Here is a 14,732-nt window from a genome sequence, read left to right on the forward strand (position 1 = left end):
GTTCGGCGGTCTCGAGCAGCACGCCGTCGCCGCCGTTGTCGAAAACCTCGGACCGGCTGAGCGTGCCCCGGGAACCGGCCGCGAACCGCACCCCGACGGCGGCGCCGCCCCGCACCCGGCTCCGGCGCAGCTGCAGCTCGCCGGCCGGCTCGACCAGGACACCGGCGCTGCACGCGACAGCGTATGAGCTGATCGGCAGTGGCCGGCGGGTCCGCCGGGCACCGAAGCATCTGCTGGTCCCGGTGTCCAAGACGTTGGAGCTGATGGCCCTGCAGACGCCGGTCCCGCCGGTCGTGCTCGCCGCGTTCGAGCAGGCGAGACTCTTCCGCCTGTCCACGGCCAGGCAGTTCACCGAACTCGCGGCCCGGCTGCCGTTCGTGGCCGCCCTGGGCGTGGACATGCCCGCGTGCCCGGCTCCCGGCGTGCGCGGCACCGCCTTGTCCGTCCAGGACCCCCTGGCCAGCGAGTGGTCCGTCGTGGTTTTGGCGCCCACACCGCGGCGATCCTGATGGCGCGGGACCTCGGCGACACCGGCGTCGACGCCGACCGCGAGTTCGAATTCGTGGTCAGCTACGACCGGAACATGGTCACCGCCGCCGCGCACTCCCTGGTGGGACGCCTCACCGCCAACCGACAACGTCGCATCACACACCTGGGCAAGCACTTCGGTGGATGCGTTGCACCTCTTCGGTAGCGGTTGCCGCCCGCTCCGGATGGCGTTTACCGTGGATCGGTGGACGCTGACCGAGGTGTCGGATGTGCGCGCTGCGGCGGCCCGGTGCTGGCCGCCTGCGAGTCGGTGCATCCCTGCGGACTCCAGGTACAGCACGGCCGCTGCATGCACTGCGGCATGTCCTTGTGGCGGTTGTTGGACGATGCGCGAGCACCGGTGACTGGCCCGCGGGGCTGCTGGATGCACTCGCCCGGCAACGACGCAGGCCCCGTGCTCCGGGCCACGCCGCCCGTCCGCGGAACCAGGCGACCCGGCAGCCGCCCATCCCGACGCGAGGACCGCACCCGGCCGCGGAGCTGACACCACTCGTGGCCGTGCCGCACACCGCAAGCCGGGGGACCGCTGACTGAGGCGGAGGCACGCTGCTGCTGCGAGTTGAGGGGAGTCTGCGTCGGGCCGTCTCCCGGGTTCTTTTCGTGCGCCGGGCCGGCCAGGTGGGATCGGGGTGAGCTCGACCGCTGTCCGCGGCGCTGCAGATCCGGTGACGACATCGGTGTTCACCGGCCGGCCGGCGTTCCGGGGGTGGTCACGGGGGTGCGTGGTGGTCTCGTTCGTGCCGGCTGCGTTGGGTGTGGTGGAGGACCTCGTCGGTGCTGGCCGTCATCCGGTCGATCTGTTCGGTCAGCGCCGGGTGCCGGTCGAGGTGCTGACGGACGGTGCTGAGCAGCTGCGGGAGTGCGGTCGCGTCGGGGTCGGCGAGGGCATGGTGGAGGCGGTCGACGTCGTCCGCGGCGGCGGCCGGCAGGTCCGGCAGACCGGTGATCTGCCCGGCGAGTCGGCGGAGGTCGGCGGTGTTGTCGTTGGCCCACCGGGCCACGGCCCGGGTGCCGGCGCGGTGGTCGCGTTCGGCGCGGACCCGGCCCTCACGGGTACCCCCGGGCCGCTGTGAGGTGGCCGGGGCGGCGCGCAGGTAGCGGCGTTCCGCGGCCTGCCGGCTGGCGACGCCCAGCGCGGGCGCGAGGGCCTGCCAGCTGACGCCGGCCTGCCGGGCCGCCCCGATCAGAGCGGGTTCGGCCGCGGCGAGTTGGTCCTGTACCTGCCGGAGCAGGACCAGCGCCTCGAGCAGCGCGACGGCGTCCACGTGTCCAGCATCGTCGATCGCCGCGGTTGCCGCGGTGATCGTCTCGACGGCCGCGACGAGATCAGGGCGCGGCGTCACGGCACGGGCCGGCGGTTGCATAACCCACCTCCATTCGACTTTGTCGTCGTTTCGTTGACGTTTGACTTGTCATCGAGGCGATGACGTAGTACAACAAAGGTATCGCGCATTGACCATCCAGTCGAGACCCAGGAGGTGGCCCAATGTTGATGCGCAGCGAGCCCTTCACCGACGTCAACCGGCTTGCTCAGCAGTTGCTCGGCGGTTCCGCGACCGGCACCTGGTCACGCCCGACGGTGATGCCGGTGGACGCCTACCGCAACGGCGACGAGTTTGTGATCGTGCTTGACCTGCCCGGCGTGGACACCGACGCCATCGACATCGACGTCGAACGCAACGTGCTGACCGTCCGTGCCGAACGGCGCCCCGTCGACCTCGGCGAACAGGCCCAGGCGACGCTGACCGAGCGGCCGTTCGGGGTGTTCTCCCGGCAGATGTTCCTCGGCGACGCGCTGGACACCGACCGCATCCAGGCGACTTACCAGCACGGCGTCCTGGCACTGCGGATCCCGATCGCCGAGAAGGCCAAGCCCCGCAAGATCACGGTCAGCGGGCACGCCGAGTCCGACCCGAAGGTGATCAGCGGCTGACCCGAACGAGTGTCGAAGGGCGGTGACCGCGATGCGCGGTGCACGCACAGGGCTGTCCCCGGAGTGGGACCGCGGATTCGACGAGGTCTTCACCGACCTCGTCAGCCGCGACGACGACCTCGTCCGGGCCGAGTTCGCCAGCCTGACCCAAGCGTCATGGCCGGCACATCGCCCGACACCCCCTCCACCTCGTACAGCGGAGGACTAGCCCCAGTAACGGCCGGCGGCCTGGCATCATGCCCAGGCCGCCGCCATCGTCGTATGCCAAGAGCGGCGATCCGATCACGGTACGGTTGGCGTACTCGCGGCCTGCCGTGCGCACCGTTGGCCGGTACAGCCCGCACCTGGGCCCGGCAGATCCTCCCGGGCCTGCTCGAGCATCCGGCAGGCGACGAGCTTGCCGACGATGTCGAGCTGCTGCTCAGCGAGCTGTGCACCAACGCCGTGCGGCACGGCGACGGCCTTGACGCCGTCCATCTGCACTGCACCCCGACCGCGCTGCGGGTCACGGTCAACGACCGCAGCCCGGTCCCACCCACGCCGCAGGACCACACGGCAACCGATCCCGACGTGCACCTCGACCACGGTCGTGGCCTCCTGCTCGTCCAGGCGATCGCCACCCTGTGGGGCGTCGAACACCACGACGGCAACGGCAAAGGCGTCTGGTTCGAACTCCCCATCCACCGCCCACCCACTGCGGCATGGGCATGGCGGCTGGCCGGCTTCAGGCGTCCCTGACCAGCGGGTTGCCGTCCAGTTCAGTTCGGTGTTTGAACTGGCAGCCGCAGTCGCCGTGGCTGTCGTCGTGGTCAGTCTGCTGCTACCCAGACGGCAGCAGCGCCGAATGGCTACGCTCGATTGACATCCGCCGTGCGCACGCGTTGTACACCCACCACCGCCCGGTCGGCTGGCCGTTGCTCAGCACCGAGTCGAGCGGTGGTCGGCAGCGGTTGCGCCGGGGTCGTCCTATCCACGGGCGGCGCATTGATAACGACCGGGACGGCAAGACATGATCGCCTCGGCGGTATCCTCCGCGAGTGCCGACATGCGCCTGGCCTGCACGGAGGATATTTTCGGCAAGGGCGAAGTCCGGCTGGGCCGGTTGGCGTACCGAAGCAGCGCTATCCTGTCGCGATACCGCCGTGTCGAGATATCGAACACGGTTCGGTATTTCGAAAGGACTATACATGCCTCGCGTGGTTCCGGCGGTCATCCGCACTCTCGACATCCTCGAACTCTTCCTGGATCAGCCCCGGCTGTCGGCCCGCGAGATCACCGAACGGCTCGGTCTGCCTCGGACCACTGTCCACGAGTTGCTCGTCACGCTGGTCGCCCGCTCGTACCTGATCTCGGTGCCCGGCCAGCCGGTCCAGTTCCGGCTTGGCATGCCACTGTTCCAACTGGGTGCCGCGTTCGCCGGCCAGCTCGACCTGGTCCGCGAGGCGCAGGATGTGGCGCAGGGCGTCGCTGCGGCCTGTGACGAGGCCGTGCACGTCGCCGTGCTCAACGGCGCCGATGTGGTCTACCTGGTGAAGGTCGACAGCACGCACCCGGTCCGGATGGTGTCCGCGGTCGGCCGGCGGCTGCCCGCGCACTGCACGGCCGTCGGCAAGATGCTGCTGTCGAGCTTGGACCCGAGCGACCTTGACGCGCTCCTGCCGCCCGGCGACCTGTCCGCCATGACGCCGGACAGCATCACCGACCGGGACCGGTTCCGTACCGAACTCGATCGCATCCGCGCCGAGGGCGTGGCGCTCGACGACGGCGAGTCCGACAGTGCGGTCCGCTGTGTCGGAGCGCCGGTCCGCGACCACACCGGTATGACGGTCGCGGCGATGAGTGTCTCCGCGCCGATCATCCGCTGGACGCCCACGGCACACGCGGAGTGGACGCGGCTGGTCCGCGAGGGCGCCGCCGCGTTGTCGACCCGGCTGGGGTACCGCGCACCGCGCTGACGCGCCCGTTCGGCGCACGATGCGGCCAACTGTCCATCGGCCTCATTGACACCTCTCACACGGTCCTCTACCGTCGCGTCCAATCGAGATATCGAACTCTGTTCGAAATATCGAACACTGCCTTGAAATGTGCTCACGAGAACACGCCGCAGTGGGTCGCGCTGTCCTGTGTGGACTGGCGATCCTCGCCTACGGAAGGGAGTGCCGTATCACCCGAGTCGAGCACCGGGCGTCCGCGGATCCCCGTTCTCTTTCTAGTTACAAACGTCAATGTCGCACGCCTTTTTTCAGGTATCGAAGTCATTCAGATGTAGCTGTTCAGTGTGGGTATTGACCCGCCGCGATCAATGGCCGTAGCGTGCGGCACACGCGTAACAGTTCGGAAATCGATCGAAAGTATCAGACCGTTCCGGGCGGTGGAATTGGCACATCGCCGTCCCCGCACCGCCGAGCCTTCGGATCATTTGATGGCTTGCGACAAAGGAGGTAAATGGTCATGGAGAACAACCCGTCGTGGTCCCGGCGCGGTTTCCTGGGAATGGGTTTGGGAGTGCTCGGCGCGGCTGGTCTGGCCGCATGTGGGGACAGTCCCTCGACGTCGACTCCGAAGGTCCAGCCGGAGGTTCCGCAGGAGCTCATCGACGCCGCGGTGTCGTTGAAGGGCTCCGCGATGGGAGTGCTGTCGCAGAAGCTGTACTCGACGGCGGCGAACGCGGCGCTCGACAGCTCGATCAAGACGTTCGCCGACGCCACCGGGACGAAGATCGAGAACAGTCTGGTCCAGGCCGACGCCGGTGACGTGGTGGCCAAGATCGACGCCGAGGTCAAGGGTGGCGTGGCGCGCGACCTGGCGTTCATGACCGACTCGCGGTTCGTCGCGCAGTTCCACGCGCTGGGCGACCTGGAGGACGTGACGGACATCGTCAAGGCGCTGACGGCCAAGTACGGCGAGCCAACCGCGGAGTCCAAGAACTTCTGCGTCTTCGACGGCAAGTGGTTCGCCATCCCGTACCACTTCATCGGCATCGGGTCGTTCCTGCGCAAGGACTGGATGCAGGAGAAGGGCATCACCCCCAAGGAGATCTACACCTGGGAGGAACTGCGGGACCTGTGCCTGGCCATCTCCGATCCGGGCAAGCGCCGGTACGGCTGGGGCATGACCGTGAACCGGTCCGGTGACGCCAACGGCATGATCGAGGCACTGATCAACGCCTACGGGGGGTCGATCGTCGACAACGACGGCAAGAAGGTCATCTTCGACTCGCCCGAGACCGTGCAGGCGGTGAGCTTCCTGGGCGACATCTACACCAACCCCAAGTACAAGCCGATGCTGCCGCCGGGCGTGGCCGCCTGGACCGACTCCAGCAACAACGAGAACTGGCTCGCCGGGATCCTCGGCTACACCCGCAACCAGTTCAGCGTCTACGCGGACTCCAAGACCAAGAAGAACCCCGTCTACGACAACACGCACGTCTTCGCCGACTGCATCGGACCCGCGACGGACAAGCCCCTGCTGCTCGGCCAGTCCCAGGGCTTCGTCATCTTCAAGGGCGCCAAGAACGCCGCGCTCGCCGAGCTCCTGGCGCAGTACCTGGTCAGCGCGAAGGCGCTGCTCGGGGTGGCGAAGGAGGCACCCGGCCTGGCCCTGCCCGCCTGGGAGAAGGTCTGGGACGCCGACCCGTTCTTCACCAGCGGCGACCCCGCGTTCCCCGTCCTGCGCAAGATCACCCAGCTGTCGCTGCCGCTGAAGACGAAGAACGGCCTGGCCTTCCCGCAGAAGGCCAACGCCGGTCAGCAGGCCGCCACCGCCGCGTACGTCCTCACCGACATGATGCAGCAGGTCGTCCAGGGCACGGCGCCCGCCAAGGCCGTGACCGCCGCCCACGCCAAGATGGTGCAGATCTTCAACCAGCAGGGGCTGCCCCAGTGACATCGGTGCGGACCCCACCGCCCCCGGCGACGAAGACATCCCCGTCGCCGGGGCGCGGCTCCCTCACGACGACCCAGCGGCGGCTGGGTCGCGACTGGCGGCTGGCGGCGCTGTTCCTGGCGCCGATGGCCCTGCTGGTCGGCGGGCTCGTGCTCGTGCCGATCGGCCGTTCCGTCGTCACCAGCACGACGGAGCGGCACGGGCAGGACAGCGTGTTCGTCGGCCTGGGCAACTACATCGCCCTCGCCGGCGACGAGCAGTTCCGCACGGGCGTGCTGAACTCGTTCGTGTTCACCGCGTACGCCGAGGTGTTCAAGGTCGTGCTGGGGCTGTCCGCGGCACTCCTGCTGCACCATCGGCGGCGTGGCCGGGCCGTGCTGGCCGGGCTGCTCCTGCTGCCGTGGGTGGTGCCGACGGTGGTGACGGCGTTCAGCTGGCGCGCACTGCTCGACCCGATCTTCGGCAGCGTCAACACGCTGCTCACCGAGTCGGGCATCGGGCCGCTGCTGGCCGCCGCGCACCTGGTCGACAGCTGGCCCGCGGGCTGGCTGTCCGACGCGTCGCTGGCCATGCCGTCGGTGATCCTCGTCAACGTGTGGAAGGGGGTGCCGTTCTTCACCGTCACGTTCCTCGCGGGGTTGAAGGCCATTCCGGCGGAGCTGTACGAGGCGTCGACGATCGACGGCGCCTCGTCGTTGCAGCGGTTCGTCCACGTGACCCTGCCCGGACTGCGTTACGTGATCACCGTGACGGTGACCCTGTCGTCGATCTGGACGTTCAACAACTTCGACCTCATCTGGCTGCTGACGCAGGGTGGCCCGGGCGACGCGACCGCACCGTATGTGCTCGTCGCCTACTCGAAGGCGATCCTGCAACTGCAGTACGGCGCGGGAGCGGCGGTCACGCTCGTGATGCTGCCGGTCATCGGCGGGCTGGTGTTCGTCCTGGTCCGGTTGATGCGCCGCAACGACGCCGGCGCGCCCTCCCGACCGCCCGGGCCGGTGCGCAAGGCAATGCCATGGGTTATGGCCGTGACGGTCGCCGGTCTGCTGGCCTGGGCATCGCCCCAGATCTTCTGGAAGGCCGCAGTGGTCCTCGCGGTGATCCTGATGGTCGCCACGGCCGTCGGCCGGGTGGTCACGGCGTTGCAAACCTGGGGGCACCGCCGGGCGTCGTCCCTGGTCTCGCGCCTGGGATCTGGTGTCGCGCTGGCCGGGTTGCTCGTCTTCGTGCTGGGCCCGCTGTACTGGATCGTCGTCACGGCCTTCAAGTCCGAGGACCAGATCGTCATGCACAACAGCGACCTGTGGCCGACGCCGTGGACCCTGCAGCAGTTCGGTGACCTGTTCACCAACCAGCCCTTCGGCCGCTGGTACGTCAACACCGTACTGGTGTCCCTGGCGTCCACCGTGTCGGCACTGCTCTGCGCCGCCCTGGCCGGCTACGCACTGGCCCGGCTGCGGTTCCGCGGGGCGCAGAGCTTCACCGTCACGGTCCTGCTCACCTACGTGATGCCGGGAGCGCTGCTGTTCATCCCGCTCTACCAGCTGCTCATCGGCGTGCGGCTCAACGACTCGCTGTGGTCGCTGGTGCTGACCTACCCGACCTTCACGCTTCCGTTCGCCACCTGGCTGCTGACCGGCTACTTCTCCTCGATCCCCATCGAGCTCGAGGAGGCCGCGCTGGTGGACGGCTGCACCCGCCTCCAAGCGTTCCGCCGGGTGATGCTGCCGCTGGCAAAACCGGGCCTGCTGGCAGTCGGACTGTTCACTCTCACCAATGCCTGGAACGAGTTCCTCTTCGCCTTTGTATTCATCACGAAGGACGAATACAAGACGCTCCCCGTCGGAATGCAGGCGATGATCACCGGAGACGTCGTCCCGCAAGGACAGCTCGCCGCCGCGTCGCTGCTCGTCAGCATCCCCGTGGTGCTCATGTACGCCTTCGGGCAACGCTTCCTGACCGAGGGCCTCACCGCGGGCGCGGTGAAGGGCTGACCCCGCCCGCCCTGCGAAGGCAGCCCCAGTGGACCCCGACAGTCCGGGCAGCCGGGCGGACAACGCCGGTGGCCAGCTCCGCAGCTCCGGTCTCGGCATTGACCTCCGCCCGGACTGCCTGCTGACGAATCGCACGTACGACTTCGGAGAGTGCAGGCCTTGAACATCGTCAGGTACGAGTTGAACGGCGACGTCCACGTCGGACTTCATACTGATGGCACGGTCGCCGAGGTCGAGGGCGTCTCGGCGCTGGCGCAGTTGTGGCATCTGCCGGCCACGCAGCTGCGGGCGCGGTTGTCCCGGTCCGTGTCGGGTCCTGTGGTGCCGCTCTCCGGGGTGCGGTTGCTGGCCCCGATCGACGCGTCGACCGAGGTGTGGGCGTGTGGCGTCACCTATCGGGAGTCGCGGGAGGCCCGTATCGAGGACAGTGAGCGGGCCGCGGATGTGTATTCGCTGGTGTACGACGCGCAGCGACCGGAGTTGTTCTTCAAGTCGGTGCCGTGGCGGGTTCGCGGTCCTGGTGCGCCGATCGGTATCCGGGCTGACTCCGAGGTCGATGTTCCGGAGCCGGAGCTTGCTGTCGTGATCAATCGGTTCGGTGAGATCGTTGGTTACACGGTCTGCAACGACGTGTCGTCGCGCAGTATCGAGGGCGCGAATCCGTTGTATCTGCCGCAGGCGAAGACCTACTACGGGTCGTGTGCCCTCGGTCCGTGGATCACGCCTGCCTGGGATGTCAGCGATCCGTATGCACTCGCGATCGACCTTGCGATCGAACGGGACGGTCACGAGCATTGGCGGGGACGTACCAGCACGTCGTTGCTGCACCGGCGGTTGGATGAGTTGGTCGGTTACATCATGCGTGGTGATGTTCATCCCGACGGTGCAGTGCTGTCCACCGGAACGGGTCTTGTGCCGCCGGCGCCGTTCACCCTGGCCGATGGTGACACGGTGCGGATCACCATCGACGCGATCGGTACTCTGACCAACCTGGTCCGGCGCGGAATCCCTCAGGCGGACGCATCGTGATCGCCAGCATCGACCCGAGCACCGGCGCCACCACCGAGGTATTCGACGTCCCCGCCGAGGACCTCGACCGGCTGGGCGAGCGCGCCCGCGCCGCACACCACGAACTCGAAGGGGCCGGGCGCTCCGGCCGGGCGGCGATGCTGCGGGCCATGGCGGCGGCGGTCGAGGAGCGCCGCACGGCGCTGGTGGCGGTGGCCGACCGTGAGACGGGCCTGGGCCAGCAGCGGCTGAACGCGGAGCTGACCCGCACGGCGTACCAACTCGAGTTCTTCGCCGACGTGCTCGACGGCCGAGTCCCTGCTCGCCGCCGCCGGCGTCGAGGTGCTCGCCCGGGGCGGCGACGGGCCGGCCGAGGGCTTCCGGGGCTCGCCGCTGCTGCTGCGGGCCATGTCCGATGTGGGCGCCAATGGTCTGATGCAATTTCCGTTTCGTGGAATGTTGAGAGGAAGGCGTTATGCAGCCACGTCGCAGCGCGCAGTGGTACGCGGGCAACGACCGCAACAGCTACATCCACCGGGCTTGGATGCGTCGAGGCCTGCCGGCCGACGCGTTCGACGGCCGGCCGCACATCGCGATCGCCAACACCGCCTCCGACCTGACCCCGTGCAACGCCCACCTCGACGAGGTCGCCCGCAGCGTCAGCGACGGCATCTACGAGGCCGGCGGCATCGCGTTGAACCTGCCGGTGGTGTCGCTGGGGGAGACCCAGGTGCGCCCGACGGCGATGCTGTGGCGCAACATGGCCGCGATGGCGACGGAGGAGATGCTGCGGGCCAACCCGATCGACGGCGTGGTCCTGCTCGGCGGCTGCGACAAGACCATCCCGTCCCTGCTGATGGCCGCCGCCTCGGTGGACCTACCCGCCGTCGTGATGCCCGGCGGCCCGATGCTGACCGGGACCTTCCGCGGCGTCCCGCTGGGCTGCGGCACCGGTGTCTGGCAGCTGAGCGAGGAGGTCCGCGCCGGCACCTTGAGCGCCGCCGAGTTCGTCCGCTCGGAATCCTCGATGATCCGCAGCAAGGGTCACTGCAACACCATGGGCACCGCCTCCACCATGGGCCTGCTGGCCGAGGTGCTCGGCATGACCCCGCCCGGCGTGGCCGGCATTCCCGCGCCCGACAGCCGCCTGCTGGAGGCCGCCCACGCCACCGGTGTGCTCGTCGTGGAGATGATCGACGCCGGTCGGCGGCCCAGTACCGTGCTGTCCCGGGGCTCGTTCCTCAACGCGATCGTGGCCCTCGCCGCCCTTGGCGGCTCCACCAACGCGGTGGTCCATCTGCTGGCCATCGCCGGCCGGCTCGGCGTCGAGCTCACGCAGGACGACTTCGACCGTACCGGCTCGCACGTGCCGCTTCTGGTGGACCTCCAACCGGCCGGCCGGTTCCTGATGGAGGACCTGTTCCGGGCCGGCGGCCTGCACGCGGTCCTCAATGAGGTCCGCGACCTGCTCGACCCGGCCGCGCTCACCGTCACGGGGCGGCCGCTGGTGGAGCACCTCGACACCGCGCGGGTCTACGACCGCGAGGTCATCCGCCCGCGGGAACAGCCGCTGCAGCCGGCCGCCGGGATCGCGGTCCTGTACGGCAACCTCGCGCCGGACGGTGCCGTCATCAAGCCCGCCGCCGCCTCACCGGAACTGCTCTCGCACCGCGGTCCGGCGGTCGTCTTCGACTCGATCGAGGATTTGCACGCCCGCCTCGACGATCCGGACCTCGGCGTCACTGCCGACTCGGTGCTGATCCTGCGCGGCTGCGGCCCGAAGGGCTACCCCGGCATGCCGGAGGTCGCCAACCTGCCGCTGCCGGCCAAGCTGCTCGCCGAGGGCATCCGGGACATGGTCCGCATCTGCGACGGCCGGATGAGCGGCACTGCGTACGGAACCGTCGTCCTGCACGTCACGCCGGAGGCCGCCGTCGGCGGGCCGCTGGCCAAGGTCCGCACCGGCGACATGATCATTCTCGACGTCGCGGGCCGGCGCCTCGACGTCGACATCCCCGACGCCGAGCTCGCCGCCCGAGAGCCCGCCGCCGCCGCCGTGAACGCCTTCGCCCGCCCACGGCGCGGTTGGGAGCGCCTCTACGTGGACACCGTCGGCCAGGCCAACATCGGCGCCGACCTCGACTTCCTGCTCGGCTCCAGCGGCGATGAGGTCTCCCGCGAATCCCACTGACGAGGAACCCCGGTGAACATCCCCCACACCGCCGTCATTGCCGGCGACACGTGCATCATCAAGCGGACCTGGTGATGCACGTGCACCGGCCGCATACAGAGGGCCTTGCTGTCAGCGCTGCAGCGTCAGCACGCCCGGCCGCCACGGCAGCAGATTGTAATCGCCGCCCGCGCTGGGGTTCTTGCCCTGGTACAGCAGTTGCAGGTTGCACGGGTCGATGGTCTTGGTCTGGTCGGGGTTGGTGCGGACCAGGTCACCGTGGCTGATGTCGTTGGTCCAGGTCGCTCCGCTGTTGGCCTTGCCGGCGAAGGGGTTGCTCTCGCTGGCGGCCTGTGGGGTCCACGAGCCGCTCAGGCTGTTGGAGGTGAACGAGCGGAAGTAGCGGCCCTGGCTGCCGATCGCCTCGACGATCATCAGGTACTGGTTCTGGCCCTGCACCTTGTAGACCTCGACGGCCTCGAACAGGTTGTTCGTCGAGTCGCTCATGATCGTGGTGTAGCTGGACCCGAAGTTGCCCGGGAAGTTGCCGATCGGCATGCTGGCCCGGTAGATCTTGCCGTTGTCGCCGGCGAAGAACAGGTACATGTTCTGGCCGTCACCGATGAGGGTCTGGTCGATGACGCCGGTGCTCGAGCCGGTGATGCTGCCGGTGAACAGCGCCTGCGGCGCGGACCAGCCGTTGGGGTTGGTCGGGTCGCTGGAGGTCTTGTAGTTGAACGCGTTCGGACCCCACTGGTAGGCCAGCACCCAGATGTTCTTCGGGGCGAAGTAGAACAGCGTGGGCGCCACCGTGCCGGAGCTCATGCCGTTCTGGCTGGCCGAGGCCATGTCGGACCAGTTGGTGAAGAGGCTGAAGTTCATCGAGCCGTACGAGCCCCCGCTCGAGACGTTCGACGCGTAGACCAGGTGCTTGCCGTTGTACATGACGCTGGTGAAGTCCTTCAGCGACACCCACCCGGACTTCGGGTTGGCCAGCGCGCCGGTCGACGACCAGCGATACGTCGACGGCAGTGAACAGTTCCCGCTCGGGCTGGTGCTCGGGCTGGCGCTGGCGCTGGCGCTCGCACTGCGGCTCGGGCTGGCGCTGGCCGAGCCGGGCGAGCTCGGCGAACCGCCGACCGGGCCGTTGCAGGCGGTGCCGTTGAGCGCGAAGTCGGTGGGGACCGGGTTCGAGCCGTTCCAGGAGCCGTTGAACCCGAAGGCGGCGTTGCCGTTGGTGGGGATGCTGCTGTTGTAGCTGGCATTGGTGACGGTGACCTGGGCGCCGGACTGGGCGACCGAGCCGTTCCAGAGCTGCGTGACGCTCTGCCCGGCGCCGAACGTCCAGGTGAGGCTCCAGCCGTTGACGGCGTCGCCGTAATTGGTGACGGTGACATTGCCGTTGAAGCCACCCGGCCAGGAACTGGACACGACGTATTCGACACGGCAGCCGGCGGCCGCCTGAGCGGTGTTCGCGGTCAGCACCGCGGCGGTCCCGGCCACGGTGAGGCCCGCCGTACAGGCGACCACCACCCAGGACCGCGAGCGAGGGAACTTCATCAGGTCCTCCGGAGAAACGGGGCGTGGTCGGGCGGCGCGTCAGCCGCCCGTGCGGTCGACCGTCTCGCACGCCTCCGCCCGGTCAGACAGCGGAGAACCATCCGGCGGAGATAGCTCCGGGCGGGACCGGCCGGATACTCGGAAGCGGGAGACAGACGTCCGCGAATGTTATCGCTCACATGCACGCCGTCAAGTGACGCGGGGGTGCTCGAGACTTTCGAAAAACGCGTCGTGCCTACCTGCCGACGGCAGGTAGGCCAACGTCCGGCGTCACGCCGCGCGAGGGACGCTGTGCCGGACCGCGCTCAAGCGTGTGATCCGCAAGTTCTGCAAGGAGCCGCGATTGCCGCCGGCTCCGGTGCGGTGCGGCCGGAAATGGCTGAGCCCTGCGACCGGCGCGGCAAAAGTGTTATGTGCGGTACTGCCGCGCAGTCGCGTGTGATGACGTGAAACTTCCATTCCTGGTCGTTACTCCACCCGGTTCCGAAGGAGTTTCGGAATATGTTGTCTTCGCGTGATGGCCGTGACAACATCGGCGCGCACGAATCACCCGTACGGCATCGCCCGGCGTTGCACCGCGACGTCCAGCGCGACGTATTCGTGGAAGGAATCGCACGATGTCAAGACGCAGAGGTTCGTTCGTCGCGGTAATCGCGGCGGCGCTCGTCGTGGTCGCGGCCGGGTGGCAGGCCAGCGGCCACGACGCGACCGCGGAGGCGAGTACCAGCGGCACGCTCGCCACCACCGCCGGATGCGGCAAGGCTCCGACCCTCACGAGCGGCACCCGCTCCATCCAGAGCGGCGGCCAGAATCGTACGTACATCCTCAGAGTCCCCGACAACTACAACAACAGTCATCCGTACCGGCTGGTCTTCGGACTGCACTGGTTGAACGGCTCCGCCAACGCCGTCGCCTCGGCCGGCTACTACGGGCTGCAGCCGTTGTCGAACAACAGCACCATTTTCGTGGCGCCCCAGGGCATCGACAGTGGCTGGGCCAACACCGGCGGCCGTGACCTGACGTTCGTCGACGATCTGACCAGCCTCATCGAGAACGGTCTGTGTGTTGACACCGCCCAGGTGTACGCGATGGGCTGGAGCTACGGCGGCGCGATGAGCTACGCGCTCGCCTGCGCCAGGCCGAACGTCTTCCGCGCGGTCGCGGTGCTGTCCGGCGCGAACCTGAGCGGATGCAACGGCGGCACGCAGCCCGTCGCCTATCTGGGCATCCACGGCACGCACGACAGCGTGCTGAACATCTCGAACGGACGGTCGTTGCGCGACACGTTCGTCAGGAACAACGGGTGTACCGCGCAGAACCCGCCCGAGCCGGGGCAGAACAGCCTCACGCACATCGCCACGAGCTACTCGGGCTGCCGGGCCGGATACCCGATGCGCTGGATCGCGTTCGACGGAGACCACACACCCAGCCCGGTGGATGGTTCCACCAGCCCCAACGACTCCCGGACCTGGACGTCCGGGGAGGCCTGGCGGTTCTTCACGCAGTTCGAGAGCACCACGCCGCCGAGCTCGACCCCGCCGAGCTCGCCGTCCTCGTCGCCGTCGACCCCGGCGTCATCCTCGCCGCCCCCGCCGTCCGGTGCCCAGCGCATCGTCGGCGCGCAGTCGGG

The 14,732-nt window shown here is 68.6% G+C and carries 13 protein-coding genes and 1 pseudogene; 11 read left to right on the plus strand and 3 right to left on the minus strand.

The features are described from left to right. Positions 1–250, minus strand: a 250-nt coding sequence (locus ABZS58_RS49655; protein WP_354791697.1) for a right-handed parallel beta-helix repeat-containing protein, incomplete at its 3' end; no start/stop codon positions are given. On the opposite strand from ABZS58_RS49655, the gene ABZS58_RS49660 reads away from it, so the two are divergent. Beyond that, a complete protein-coding gene (locus ABZS58_RS49660) occupies positions 243–509 on the plus strand; it encodes a DICT sensory domain-containing protein (RefSeq protein WP_354791699.1) in 267 nt (88 codons plus the stop codon). The genes ABZS58_RS49655 and ABZS58_RS49660 overlap by 8 nt on opposite strands. Beyond that, entirely contained in the window at positions 509–694 is a 186-nt protein-coding gene (locus ABZS58_RS49665; protein ID WP_354791701.1) for a hypothetical protein, read from the plus strand. The genes ABZS58_RS49660 and ABZS58_RS49665 overlap by 1 nt, the downstream gene beginning before the upstream one ends. A gap of 565 nt (positions 695–1,259) precedes the next feature. Here ABZS58_RS49665 and ABZS58_RS49670 read toward each other — a convergent pair. Next, positions 1,260–1,913 carry a hypothetical protein gene (locus tag ABZS58_RS49670; RefSeq protein ID WP_354791702.1) on the minus strand — a complete coding sequence of 218 codons (654 nt, stop codon included), beginning with the start codon at positions 1,911–1,913 and terminating at the stop codon, positions 1,260–1,262. A 122-nt stretch (positions 1,914–2,035) separates the two neighbouring features. On the opposite strand from ABZS58_RS49670, the gene ABZS58_RS49675 reads away from it, so the two are divergent. The 8 genes and pseudogenes from ABZS58_RS49675 to ABZS58_RS49710 all read left to right on the plus strand — a co-directional run bounded on the left by ABZS58_RS49675 (position 2,036) and on the right by ABZS58_RS49710 (position 11,563). Beyond that, positions 2,036–2,482, plus strand: a complete 447-nt coding sequence (locus ABZS58_RS49675; RefSeq protein ID WP_354791704.1) for an Hsp20/alpha crystallin family protein — start codon at positions 2,036–2,038, stop codon at positions 2,480–2,482. 324 nt (positions 2,483–2,806) lie between these two features. After that, complete coding sequence (locus ABZS58_RS49680; protein ID WP_354791706.1) at positions 2,807–3,220, plus strand: ATP-binding protein; 414 nt, start codon at positions 2,807–2,809, stop codon at positions 3,218–3,220. Between the two features lie 449 nt (positions 3,221–3,669). Continuing rightward, positions 3,670–4,437, plus strand: coding sequence for an IclR family transcriptional regulator (locus ABZS58_RS49685; protein WP_354791708.1), 768 nt, complete (start codon positions 3,670–3,672; stop codon positions 4,435–4,437). A gap of 496 nt (positions 4,438–4,933) precedes the next feature. Beyond that, a complete protein-coding gene (locus tag ABZS58_RS49690) occupies positions 4,934–6,367 on the plus strand; it encodes an extracellular solute-binding protein (protein WP_354791710.1) in 1,434 nt (477 codons plus the stop codon). Then, entirely contained in the window at positions 6,364–8,364 is a 2,001-nt protein-coding gene (locus tag ABZS58_RS49695) for an ABC transporter permease subunit (RefSeq protein ID WP_354791711.1), read from the plus strand. Before ABZS58_RS49690 ends, ABZS58_RS49695 begins: the two co-directional genes overlap by 4 nt. 159 nt (positions 8,365–8,523) lie before the next feature. Next, positions 8,524–9,393: a fumarylacetoacetate hydrolase family protein gene (locus ABZS58_RS49700; RefSeq protein WP_354791713.1), complete on the plus strand. Its 870-nt coding sequence runs from the start codon at positions 8,524–8,526 to the stop codon at positions 9,391–9,393. Next, a pseudogene (locus ABZS58_RS49705) lies at positions 9,390–9,620 on the plus strand (aldehyde dehydrogenase family protein); the annotation flags it as partial. The gene ABZS58_RS49700 and the pseudogene ABZS58_RS49705, both read left to right, overlap by 4 nt. 227 nt (positions 9,621–9,847) lie before the next feature. After that, the gene (locus ABZS58_RS49710; RefSeq protein WP_354791715.1) at positions 9,848–11,563 is read left to right on the plus strand and encodes a dihydroxy-acid dehydratase; all 1,716 of its coding nucleotides are present in this window, start codon (positions 9,848–9,850) and stop codon (positions 11,561–11,563) included. 111 nt (positions 11,564–11,674) lie between these two features. On the opposite strand, the gene ABZS58_RS49715 is transcribed toward ABZS58_RS49710, so the two are convergent. Continuing rightward, positions 11,675–13,102, minus strand: a complete 1,428-nt coding sequence (locus tag ABZS58_RS49715) for a non-reducing end alpha-L-arabinofuranosidase family hydrolase (RefSeq protein ID WP_354791716.1) — start codon at positions 13,100–13,102, stop codon at positions 11,675–11,677. Positions 13,103–13,719: 617 nt separating this feature from the next. On the opposite strand from ABZS58_RS49715, the gene ABZS58_RS49720 reads away from it, so the two are divergent. After that, positions 13,720–14,732: prolyl oligopeptidase family serine peptidase (locus ABZS58_RS49720; RefSeq protein ID WP_354791717.1), on the plus strand; the 1,013-nt coding region annotated here is incomplete at its 3' end.

This window comes from Dactylosporangium sp. NPDC005555, assembly GCF_040605635.1.
Taxonomy (GTDB): Bacteria; Actinomycetota; Actinomycetes; order Mycobacteriales; family Micromonosporaceae; genus Dactylosporangium.